This window comes from Kitasatospora sp. NPDC056531, assembly GCF_042794375.1.
In the GTDB taxonomy this organism is placed as follows: Bacteria; Actinomycetota; Actinomycetes; order Streptomycetales; family Streptomycetaceae; genus Kitasatospora.
Genome location: NZ_JBHTTU010000361.1, coordinates 1 through 716, shown reverse-complemented (window position 1 = coordinate 716; position 716 = coordinate 1). Strand labels below are relative to the sequence as shown.

Here is a 716-nt window from a genome sequence, read left to right as displayed (position 1 = left end):
GTGGAGGAAGACCCCCCCCTGGTCTTTTTCCTAGAGAACCGCACCCTCCAGACCCAGCTGGGCCGAGCGGACGGCGGCGGTGCAGCCCCCCGGGCCCGCGCCGAGGACGACGACGTCGTAGTGCGTGCTCATGTTGCTGACTCCTCCGAGGGTGTCACGGTGTCGTGATCTCGGTCCCATGGTGTCAGGACCGGACTCGGCGCACCCACCGGGTCTCGGCGGATGCGCTCCGCGCGGCACCGTACAGGGCCCGGGCCGGATTGTCAGTGGTGTCCGCTACGGTGACTCGCACCCGGCCCCATCAGGGGCGATGTCGGAGGGGAGGGTCCGGGTGGACGGTATGCGCACGGCAGGCGGGTGGGCCCGCCGCCCGAGGACGGCAGCGGGCCCACCCGGGCGTCAGGCGGTCACCTCGTGGGCGTCGGCCGCTCCGCCGGAGGCACTGCCCGAATCGCTCATACCCGCGCCGGCCGTGCTCTGAGCGGCCGGGTGCCGGGCAGGTACGAGCCGCCGTGCCGGTACGGGCCGCTGTAGCGAGGAGAGGTCCCAGGCGTAGGTACCGACGGCGTGCGCGATCACGTCGATGTTGACGTCGAAGGCGTCCATGTCGATGTTGTCCAGGCCGTCGCAGGCCTTGTGGTAGCAGGAGTCGAAGGCGGTGCCCGCCGTGCCGCCGTAACGGGCCTGTTGCTCGGGGGACTTGATCACCTCGGCGC

At 71.5% G+C, this 716-nt stretch carries 2 pseudogenes; both read right to left on the bottom strand.

Annotation, left to right across the window (positions count from 1 at the left end):
- A pseudogene (locus ACFQ87_RS46430) lies at positions 1-132 on the bottom strand (FAD-binding protein); the annotation flags it as partial.
- A gap of 267 nt (positions 133-399) precedes the next feature.
- Positions 400-716, bottom strand: a pseudogene (locus ACFQ87_RS46425) (hypothetical protein); the annotation flags it as partial.